Origin of the sequence: Lentibacillus sp. (assembly GCF_035301675.1) — a bacterium.
In the GTDB taxonomy this organism is placed as follows: domain Bacteria; phylum Bacillota; class Bacilli; order Bacillales; family Amphibacillaceae; genus Lentibacillus.
Window position 1 is genome coordinate 1 of sequence record NZ_DATGTT010000110.1, and the last position, 10,361, is coordinate 10,361.

Annotated in this window: 10 protein-coding genes; 4 read left to right on the forward strand and 6 right to left on the reverse strand. The window is 41.1% G+C overall.

Features of this window, described 5'->3' with window-relative positions; all coding sequences use genetic code 11:
- The 6 genes from VK097_RS15215 to VK097_RS15240 form a co-directional block, all read right to left on the reverse strand.
- Positions 1-1,103: aldehyde dehydrogenase family protein (locus VK097_RS15215; protein ID WP_324212655.1), on the reverse strand; the 1,103-nt coding region annotated here is incomplete at its 3' end.
- A gap of 22 nt (positions 1,104-1,125) precedes the next feature.
- Positions 1,126-2,019: a 4-hydroxy-tetrahydrodipicolinate synthase gene (dapA, locus tag VK097_RS15220; RefSeq protein WP_324212656.1), complete on the reverse strand. Its 894-nt coding sequence runs from the start codon at positions 2,017-2,019 to the stop codon at positions 1,126-1,128.
- A gap of 33 nt (positions 2,020-2,052) precedes the next feature.
- Positions 2,053-3,477 carry a Na+/H+ antiporter NhaC gene (gene nhaC / locus VK097_RS15225; RefSeq protein WP_324212657.1) on the reverse strand — a complete coding sequence of 475 codons (1,425 nt, stop codon included), beginning with the start codon at positions 3,475-3,477 and terminating at the stop codon, positions 2,053-2,055.
- A gap of 85 nt (positions 3,478-3,562) precedes the next feature.
- A complete protein-coding gene (locus VK097_RS15230; protein ID WP_324212658.1) occupies positions 3,563-4,483 on the reverse strand; it encodes a proline racemase family protein in 921 nt (306 codons plus the stop codon).
- A 15-nt stretch (positions 4,484-4,498) separates the two neighbouring features.
- A complete protein-coding gene (locus VK097_RS15235) occupies positions 4,499-5,521 on the reverse strand; it encodes a proline racemase family protein (RefSeq protein ID WP_324212659.1) in 1,023 nt (340 codons plus the stop codon).
- Positions 5,518-6,693, reverse strand: a complete 1,176-nt coding sequence (locus VK097_RS15240; RefSeq protein WP_324212664.1) for an NAD(P)/FAD-dependent oxidoreductase — start codon at positions 6,691-6,693, stop codon at positions 5,518-5,520. The genes VK097_RS15235 and VK097_RS15240 overlap by 4 nt, the downstream gene beginning before the upstream one ends.
- 167 nt (positions 6,694-6,860) lie before the next feature.
- On the opposite strand from VK097_RS15240, the gene VK097_RS15245 reads away from it, so the two are divergent.
- From VK097_RS15245 to VK097_RS15260, 4 genes are all read left to right on the forward strand, one after another.
- Positions 6,861-8,588, forward strand: coding sequence for a sigma-54 interaction domain-containing protein (locus tag VK097_RS15245; RefSeq protein ID WP_324212660.1), 1,728 nt, complete (start codon positions 6,861-6,863; stop codon positions 8,586-8,588).
- Between the two features lie 97 nt (positions 8,589-8,685).
- A complete protein-coding gene (locus VK097_RS15250) occupies positions 8,686-8,952 on the forward strand; it encodes a (2Fe-2S)-binding protein (protein WP_324212661.1) in 267 nt (88 codons plus the stop codon).
- On the forward strand, positions 8,952-9,290 hold the full coding sequence (locus VK097_RS15255) for a (2Fe-2S)-binding protein (RefSeq protein ID WP_324212662.1): 339 nt from the start codon (positions 8,952-8,954) through the stop codon (positions 9,288-9,290). The genes VK097_RS15250 and VK097_RS15255 overlap by 1 nt, the downstream gene beginning before the upstream one ends.
- Positions 9,283-10,361: NAD(P)/FAD-dependent oxidoreductase (locus tag VK097_RS15260; protein WP_324212663.1), on the forward strand; the 1,079-nt coding region annotated here is incomplete at its 3' end. The genes VK097_RS15255 and VK097_RS15260, both read left to right, overlap by 8 nt.

Consider the following 10,361-nt stretch of genomic DNA (forward strand, 5'->3'; position numbering starts at 1 on the left):
CCTGCAACCAAACGGGCGCCTTCCACTTTTCCTTTTTCAATGTATTCCAGAACGGTTTGCTGCTGTTTTTTTGAAATAAGCGGACCCATATCTGTTTCAGAATCCATTCCTGGACCGAGTTTTACAGCTTTAGCACGCTCAGCTATTTTCTCGACAACTTCATCATAATGGCTGCGATGAACATAGAGGCGCGTGCAGGCACTGCAGTTTTGACCATGATTATACATCGTGCCGTCAAATGAGCCTTCGATCGCTTCTTCAAGATTTGCATCTTCAAAAATAATGCTAGGAGATTTACCACCAAGTTCCAATGTCACACTTTTTATATCATCAGATGCTTTTTGCATGACATTTTGTCCAACAGCTGTAGAACCTGTAAATGCTACCTTCGCAATATCTTTATGCGTAATAATTGCTTCACCGGCTTCACGACCGGCCCCCGGTACAACGTTGACAACACCATCCGGGAATCCGGCTTCCTTGAACAATTGTGCTGCGTAAAGAAGTGACAATGGTGTTTCTGTCGCTGGCTTGATCACCACTGTGCAGCCGACAGCAAGTGCTGAACCAAGCTTCCAGCCGGCCATGGCCAGCGGAAAATTCCATGGGATGATCTGACCGACGACACCAACCGGCTCATGAACAATATAGTTAAAATAATCAGGGGATACATTAACGGTTTTTCCTGTTATTTTTGTCGCCCATCCAGCATAATAGCGGAAATGCTCAATCGTTCCATCAATATCATCCTCAAGTGCCACTTCGTATGGTTTTCCATTATCTAAAGCTTCAAGCTGTGCAAGTTCTTCGCGGTTTTCTTCCAGGAGATCGGCAAATTTATAAATCAAGTGTGACCGCTCAGCTGCCTCCATTTTAGTCCATTCGCCTTCTTCAAATGCTTCTTTGGCCGCTTCCACAGCAACATCAATATCTGTTTCTTGTGCTTCACTTGCCTCTGCGAGAACTTCTTCTGTAGCGGGGTTTAAAACGTCAAATGTTTTTCCATTTTTGGATTGAACATATTCTCCGTTGATATAAAGTCCTTTAACACCTTGTAAGAATTCTTCTACTTTCGGTTTTAAAACAATTTCTTTAGTAGACATAGAAACATAACCTCCTCATAAATTAATTCTTAACAATCTGCAGTTCGCTTAAAATCCCCTGCAATGTTCTATCTTCTTCTGCAGTTAACGGCAGCCTTGGCTTACGTGAAGGTCCTCCAGCCAGTCCTTGTAAATCTAACCCGCGTTTAACAATTTGCACATATTTCCCGGAATCCTCCAAGAAGTTGCAAAGTGGCAGGATTCGGTCATAGATATCCCATGCTTCATCCATATTACCTTCCTTAAAACTGTTAAATAGATCAGTAGCCAGTTCCGGTATGATATTGCCGGCAACAGATACCCAGCCAGTTGCGCCCATTAAAAAGGATTCAAGGACAAGGTCATCGGAACCGCAAAATGGTTTAATATAATCTTTGCCTTGACGGGAGATATCTCTTAGCTTTTGGATTTCTCCACTGGACTCTTTGATGTGGGTAATATTTTCAACATCACGTCCTGCTTTCAGAATCGTCTCAGTCCCAATATTAACTCCTGATGTGAACGGGTTGTTGTAAATCATGATAGGAATATTGGCGGAATCCGCGACTGTTTTAAAATGTTCGTAGATTTCGTGATCTTTTGGATGTGCATAATACGAGTTGATTAGAAGTGCAGCATCTGCCCCGACGGATTCTGCTTTTTCTGTATACGTCACTGCGTCTTGAGTTGTCTCAGCAGCTGTTCCGATGATCAGAGGAACCCGTCCATTTACTTGCTCGGCAGCGACTTCCATAAGCGTATATTTTTCTTCTTTGGTTAAGCTGACAAACTCGCCAGTACTTCCGTTCACGATAAGACCAGCTACATTTAAACTGATATAATGTTCTATATTTTGTTTCACCCCCTCGTAATTCACAGTTTCATCATCATACATGGGTGTAGCAAGCACTGGAAATGCTCCTGCTAGTTCTTTCATTGTAAACTCCTCCTTAGGATAAAAATCAGTTATTTATGAATTAGCAATGTCTTTTGGTTCAGCATCACTATAATTCTCTGTTTTTGTATACCAAATAAATTTATTGGTGAAGCCATATATAAGCGTTATAATGATCGCCAGAAAGTTAAACCAGAGAAATGGCAGGTAAGTCAGCGTTGATACGCCAAGAGTTGTAGCCATGAACACACCGCCATCAGACCATGGAACCATTGGGGTGGTTAACGTTCCGCCGGCTTCGGTATTTCTTGAAAGTAAACGCCGGTCGATATTGAGTCGATCATAGTTTTCCTCTGTTATTTTACTGGCCGTGATAACGGATACATAAGCTGCACCACCGAAAAAGTTTCCAAAGAATCCGGATAGTATTGTTGACAAGGTCGTTTTTCCAGCATTATCTGCCCAGGATAACATGGAATTGCATATGGCTTTCAGGATTCCTGTCTTCTCCATTAAGCCGCCGACACCAAGAGCAAAAAGAATCAATACAATGACACTGAGCATAAATTCAATCCCGCCACGATTCAGGAGATTGTCAATGAAATCAACGCCGGAATCGATACTGTTTCCGGAATACAAGATATTAATACTTTTCAAAACCGACATACCCTGAAATGAAAATGCCCATATGGACCCTAGCAAAGCACCAAATAATATAACTGGTATGGAGGGCATCTTTAATGCTAGTAACAGTATGACAACAACTGCAGGAATAATCATATACCATGAAATGTTAAAATAATCATTTAATGCAGTCATTGTAGATTCTGCTTGACTTAGATCTCCATTTCCGCTATGAAAGAAAAATCCCATACCCAAAAACAGTAATGCCGCAATCACAAATGCCGGTGCACTGACGTATAACATCGATTTAATGTGGCGAATGACATTAACTTTTGATAACGATGCAGTCATGACTGTCGTGTCTGAAAGTGGCGATAGCTTATCACCAACGTAGCAACCTGAAATAACCGCACCTGCTACTAAGGCAACTGGAAAGTCGAAACTTGCACCGATCCCCATCATGGCAATTCCTGCAGTTCCAGCTGAACCAAAAGAAGTTCCGGTTGCCAATGACGTTATGGCGCAAATGAAAAAAGCTGCCATTAAGAAGATGCTGGGATCAATAATGGAAAGTCCATAATAAATAATCCCCGGAACAATCCCCCCGGAAATCCATGTTCCAATTAACGCACCAACTGAGATCAGTATTAAAACAGCCTCCAGACCATCATAAATTCCTTTCAAAATACCATCCTGCAGTTCCTTGTAAGAATAGCCAATCTTAAGTCCGACTAAAATGATTACGAACCAGGTGGCCAGCAGTGCTAATTGAATCGGTATTCCAAACTGGACAATCGAGACAAACATAATGACGACAAAGGAAATCAAGACAAACAGTACTTCTCCTAAAGTGGGTAATCTTTTTTCGACACTCATTTTCTCACTCTCCTTCGTTAAAATTTGGCAGATGCCATTTGTCATCGAAATCAATCTAAGTGATGAATCTATCCCTCCTTATCATTTACTTCAGTAAAAATCCATCCTGAAGCGGATCTTTCTGATCATATATAAACTGATGTACACCTGTAACAAATCCTCTAGTCTCCATCGAAAATCGGTTGTCAGCTCCAGTAATTAATGATGCCGTCAGTGAACTGCCAAATATGCTATGATTCGTTAACGTTGTTATATCGCATTTTTCATGCAGGTTGGATGTGAAAATAGCAAACGTACTATCTGGTCCTGGAGACCGGAGGATGCTTCCATCTTTTTTAAAGGTGATTGAACGAACTTCCATATGGCTCTGAAGACGAACAGGCTCAGTTATAATAAGGCCGTCAAATTCAAGGGTATTCTCCATCTCCAAAACAGTTTGCCGTCCCCATTTTGAAATCGCAGACAGATTTTCCATGGCAATACGCGGAATAGACTTTGGCAAGCTGTAAACCAGGTAGTTCCGTGCATTGTCAATTTGCACATTCTTATAGGTTTCATTTGTTTCAATAACTCTGCATGTATTACTTTCAAAGCGCGTTACAGCGACTTCCTGTTGTTCATAAGCAGCATGAATGGAGTACACACCGTAAATGGTTTCAACTTCATAATGATTACTTTCTTTTTTGGCAAGATTGCCGGTTTCAAGCAATGCAGTCACTGTCGCAACCAAGCCACTATACGTGAATGATGGGTCGTTGTCATGATTAATAAAAAGACACGCGTAATCTGCTGTTTTGGATGGGAGCACAATACATCCATTCATTCCTTGATATCCTCTGGGTTCATTCAGAAGCAATTTTTTTGTACGGTTAAAACGTTGTTCTATCAGTTCTTGATTAAGATCCATAATATTTGCATCCAATGACATGGGGGAGTTGATAATAATACGAAAGGGTTCGCCTGCTACATGTGTATCAATAGTTGAGAATAACTTTTCAACATTCATCTGATCGCCTCCTTTTTAATGCCCTTCCATCGGTGGAATGAGTAAGTATCCTTCCGCCAATGGGTCTTTTTTGTTATAGAAGAAACGATGCATCCCCATAATCCATGCAGATCCGGTGACTTCCGGGATAACGGCTTCATAATCATTGATGGCAGTGGTTTCAATAATTTTTGCTTTAAAAAGTGTACCGACAATACTTTCATAAACAAACGGTTCATTTTTTTGGATTTCATTTTTGATAAACATCGTCGCAAGTTTGGCCGAAGTGCCTGTTCCGCATGGAGAACGATCAATTCCGCCCGGTGGTACCACAACTGTATTTTTTAAATCGGCTTCTGGATGAGTCGGTTCCGTATAAAATTCAATATGCGTTAATCCGTTAATAAAAGGCTGTTCGGGGTGTACTATTTCTATTTCACGATTAATCGCATTTCGTATTGTAATCGCCTTATCGATAATTGTTGATGCGTTAGCGGTTGTCAGGTCCAACCCTATTTTTCGTGCATCAATAATCCCGTAAAAGTTGCCGCCGTATGCAATCTCACATTGAACAGAACCGATGGATTCGATGTCCAACTCCACGGTTTTTAGAAGGAATGATGGGACATTGGCGAACGTAACGTCCTTTGCTTCACCGTTTTCTACCCTGACTTTTGTTTTGACCAGACCGGCAGGGGTATCCAGATTAATGATGGTATATGGCTCATTCGTCTCAATAAGGCCTGCCTCTACAAGTGCAGTACAAAAGCCAATCGTGTCGTGTCCGCACATCGGCAGATATCCTCCGGTCTCGATATAGATAACACCAATATCGGCCTCCGGATGACATGGCTTCACCATTAATGCGCCTGACATCACATCATGCCCGCGTGGTTCGTTCATTAAAAACTTCCGAATCCAATCATAATGTTCTTTCATGTATAACATCTTGTCGGACATCGTATCACCCTTTAACTCGGGCAGCCCGCTTAGGACGGTTCTGGTTGGATTGCCGCCGGTATGTGTATCTATCGTGGTGAATAGACGGTTAAGATTCATGTGTGTATCAGCCTTTCTGCAAAGCGGTTATAGCGTAATTGTTCAATTGGTATGGATAATTCTTTTTCCGATATCATTTCCTCTATTACTTTTCCGGTGATGGCAGCTAGACTAATGCCGTCCCCTTCATGGCCTGCAGCTACATAAAATCCGGGCACTTCATCAACATGCGAGACAATTGGAAGATGATCTTCTGTCCATGGTCTCAGTCCGGCATAGGTTCGAATCATTGACATATCTGCCATGCCCGGATAGAAGCGAACGGCTCTTTTGGCAATATATTTAATAACTTCCTGATTGACTTTCGTATCGAATCCAGTAAATTCCCGGCTGCTTCCAATCAGAAAATTTTGGCTCTCGGTTGGTTCGAATACTAGGGCTACACCATATTTGTCCGTCATGTCATCAACGACGCGTTCACCACCGAATTTTGATATCAAATAGCCAAATTCCATGACTTTTCGCAGTCCGACCGGTTGTTCCCTGGAGGCTACGATGAGTTGGCCTTTTCTCGGTTTGATCGGAATATCCATACCAAGCATTTCACCAATTTCGGGAGCCCACACACCGCAGGCATTGACAACTTTATTGGCAGTGAACGTTCCATTTGTCGTTTCTATCACAAATTGATCAGACGTATCTTTTATAACATTTTGGACTTCGGTATAAGTATGGATTTTGGTTCCATGTTTCGCTGCACTATGAAACATGGAATATGTCAGCATATATGGATTCACGGTGGAGTCCGTTGCACATTCCAATCCGCCGTATAAGTCGTCTGCGAAAAACTTGGATTCATTTCGTAAATCCTCACGATCCAGCATTCGAAAGTCCAGACCGGCATTTTGCTGCTGCCGGACCCATTTTTGGGCAGCGTTCATTTCATTATCATTTTCACAGACAAGAATACTGCCCGGATTGCGGTATTCGAAATCAATCTCTAACTCAGTATGCAGTTCATGTACCAGCTGCTGGCTTTTAAGTGACATTTGGCTGTCGAATCCCGGATCTTTATCAATGGCCAGAATGTTTCCATCACACCGAGATGATGTCCCGCTTGCCAGTTCATTTTTTTCCAGAACGGTAACGTCTAATCCAGCTCTGGAACAATAATAAGAAATTGCTGCCCCCATAATACCACCGCCGATGACAACAATATCCCGATGTTGCATGTTCATGACTGATAGCCTCCTTTTTAAGCGGTTTCACTAATTAATAAGCAAATTTTATGCCAACAAAAAAGACTGTTCAACTCAAGATAATGTTGCAGATAATGAATGTTTGTGTAAAAATAATTTAAAAGTGTAAAAAAATCTATACAGTTTAAGGAGGTATCATAATGTTTTTTCCAAACTTTATAGATATCGAAAAGATGATAAATAAAGAATTTGTCTTGTTACATGACAAAAGGTTATCGGAAGGTGATTTGGAAACTGTTGTGGAAAAGGAATATCCGAAACGTGTATTTCTCCAAACTAACCAAAACATCTCATTACTGAGTCGATTAAGAGAAGATGAAGGAATACGGTGTTTGCCATGTAAAAATGTTTCAAATTCTGCGGAGATACCTCATGTACTGGAAGAACTGGAAGATTATTCGTGCATTATTGTAAGCAATAACAATAGACAACCTATTGGATACCTAACCTCGCAGGAATTATCCAAAAATCTGTATACGTCCTATCAATATTTACACACTTATATTGAAACGATTTTGGACACAATTGATGAATCCTGTACCGTTATTGACCGTGATAAAAAAGTTCTGGTTTGGACAAAAGGGGCAGAACGGATTTTTTCCATTAAAAAGGAAGATATAATTGGAAAGCCGATAACAGATTTTTTTAATCCGGATCGTTTGGAACTTTTAAATACCCTAAAGGACGGGTCATCAGTTTATCACAGCCAGCATAAGGCTCGTGATAATCAAGTCGTGTTAATTAATTCAAATCCGATTTATTGTGATGAAGATATGATTGGTGCAGTGGTATCTGAGACGGATATAACAAGTCAAATCAAATTGAATAAAGAGTTGTACAATACTACTGAACGTTTGTTTAATTTAGAAAAAGAAGTGAATAAGTTAACATCGACCAACAATCCATTCATTAAAATACGGGGTAACAGTAAGCTGTTGCGCAGCACAATTAATAAGTTTGAAAAAGCTGCATCCACTAATGCCAATATCCTGATATACGGTGAAAGCGGGGTTGGGAAAGAATTATTTGCAAAAGCAGTTCATTCCATACGGGAGAAGGAAAAGGCACCGTTTGTAGCCATTAACTGCGGTGCCATCCCGGAACCATTATTTGAGAGTGAAATTTTCGGTTATGAGAAAGGTGCTTTTTCCGGTGCTGATAACAAAGGAAAGAAAGGGCAGGTGGAACTCGCAAAAAACGGCACATTGCTTCTGGATGAAATTGGGGAAATGCCACTGGATATGCAAGTGAAAATGTTGCGGCTACTGCAGGAAAATAAGTTTTATTCCGTTGGTGGCACAAAGGAAAAAGAAGGTGACTTCCGGGTCATTGCAGCAACGAATCAGGATTTACAGTCATTGGTCAAAGAGGGGAAATTCAGGGAGGATTTGTATTATCGATTGAATGTCGTCAGTATAGAAGTGCCGCCACTACGGGAGCGTTCCGAAGATATTATAGAATTAACGCATTATTATCTGCATGAGGTTTCCATTAAGTACAATAAGCCGATTCATGGTATTTCACAAAAAGTTATGCAGACCATGCTCCAGTATGAGTGGCCGGGCAATATTCGAGAATTAAAAAATGTAGTGGAGCGACTTGTTGTATTCTCGGAAAACGGTGAAATAAAACTGGATGATTTACCGTTTGAGACAGATTCAGCAAAACGAATGAATGGTGATAACAGTATATCGACAATCCATGAAAATAACGGTCGATCCCTAAACGAAAGGCTCCAGGAGGTCGAAAGGGATTTGATTTTAAAAGAATTGGAAAAAGTGGATGGAAATAAAGCGGTTTGTGCCGAAAATCTTCATATAACAAGAGCAACGCTTTATAACCGATTAAAAAAACTGGGAATAAATTAAAACCTGCGCTGAAGCTAGTGCCATGAAATGATATGTATTTCATTTTTTGGCACTATTTTTGCATGTGAAAAATAGAGAGAAAAAAGGAGTGGTGAAATTGGCTGACAAAGATACAATCATTTGCAGATGTGAGGAAGTAACGTATGGGGATTTAATAGACACCGCTTCCAAATATAATTGTTCTGCAAGGGAATTAAAACTCCGGACCAGAGCATCGATGGGATATTGTGGCGGCAGAACATGCCGGAATATCGTCGATAAGGCGGTTTCTGATGTTAAGGATAAAAAACGGGAGCAGGTATCATTGAAATATCAGCCACCGGTAAGACCTATACATTTTGGGAACTTAGGGAGGGAGGAATAGTGAGTGAACGTATTTTTGATCACCCAGTTCTCGGGGCTTTAAAAGAAAATGAATGTGTTAAATTTTCTTTTAATGATAAAGAGCATAAAGGGCTAAAAGGTGAATCACTTGCTGCGGCACTTCTGGCGAACGGGATAAGAACCTTGCGTCATCATGAGGAAAGCGGAACACCTCGAGGTATCTATTGCAATATAGGACATTGTTTTGAATGTCGAGTGACGGTTAACGGAAGACCAGGCGTGCGAGCATGTTTAACACCTCTTGAAGAAGGAATGGTTGTGGAAAGTGGCGGGAAACTTCCGACTCCTATAAAAGATTGGAGGAATCAGCATGAATAATGTCATTATCATCGGGGCCGGACCCGCAGGTTTATCCGCGGCAATCACATGTGCAAAAAATGGATTGAAACCATTGGTAATTGATGAATACCTGAAACCAGGAGGAAGGCTGTTGGGACAATTGTATCAAGAGCCAAATGGTTTCTGGTGGAATGGCATTAAGGAATCTGAAAGTTTATATCAAGAGGCAGTTGAATTAGATGTGCAAATACAGTTAAATACGTCTGTACACAATTTAGAAAAAGAAAATGATTATTGGATTATATATACAGAAGTGGAAACGCTTTATTCCAAACATTTATTGTTGGCAACGGGAGCAGCTGAATCACCAATTCCGGTACCGGGCTGGACACTTCCAGGTGTAATGTCTGTTGGAGCAGCCCAGGTAATGACTAATGTTCATCGCATCAAACCCGGAGAGCGTGGGGTTATTATTGGTGTGAATGTTCTATCAGCAGCAATTGCTATGGAATTGCAACTTGCCGGAGTGGAAGTTGCCAGTCTTACATTGCCGAAAATGAATAAGGCAACACAAGATGAAGCGCAGCCATCGGAAGTTTTGGACTCTCTGCTCCATGTTTCTCATATGGCACCATCAAAGATTATCCGTTACGGCAGCAAATTAATGAAAAATGATTTTATGAAAAAAATAGGTGTATCGTTTTATCCGAAGCAAGGCTTTAAAATGTGGGATATTCCGATCCAGCTTCGTAAAGCAGTCATTGAGATATGTGGCGAAGAAGCTGTAACCGGTGTTAAAACCGCAACAATAGATACAAATGGTGAAATTGTAAAAGGCAGTGAGGAGCATATTGAGTGTGATTATGTATGTATTGCCGGTGGTTTGTACCCATTAACTGAGCTGGCTGCAGTTGCTGGATGCCCGTTTTATTTAGTGGAGGAATTAGGCGGTTATGTTCCGTTGCATAATGAACACATGGAAACCCCTTTGGGAGGCTTGTATGTTGCGGGAAATATTACAGGGATTGAAGGTGCCAAAGTTGCTATCAAACAAGGCGTTACAGCGGGCTTGTCCATTGCCGCAAATGCAGGCGTAAAAGGGTTGACACA

Bases quoted from the DNA above. Each gene is read 5' to 3' on its own strand.
- dapA (WP_324212656.1), bottom strand. From the start codon at position 2,019: ATGAAAGAACTAGCAGGAGCATTTCCAGTGCTTGCTACACCCATGTAT.
- nhaC (WP_324212657.1), bottom strand. From the start codon at position 3,477: ATGAGTGTCGAAAAAAGATTACCCACTTTAGGAGAAGTACTGTTTGTC.
- VK097_RS15230 (WP_324212658.1), bottom strand. From the start codon at position 4,483: ATGAATGTTGAAAAGTTATTCTCAACTATTGATACACATGTAGCAGGC.
- VK097_RS15235 (WP_324212659.1), bottom strand. From the start codon at position 5,521: ATGAATCTTAACCGTCTATTCACCACGATAGATACACATACCGGCGGC.
- VK097_RS15240 (WP_324212664.1), bottom strand. From the start codon at position 6,693: ATGCAACATCGGGATATTGTTGTCATCGGCGGTGGTATTATGGGGGCA.
- VK097_RS15245 (WP_324212660.1), top strand. From the start codon at position 6,861: ATGTTTTTTCCAAACTTTATAGATATCGAAAAGATGATAAATAAAGAA.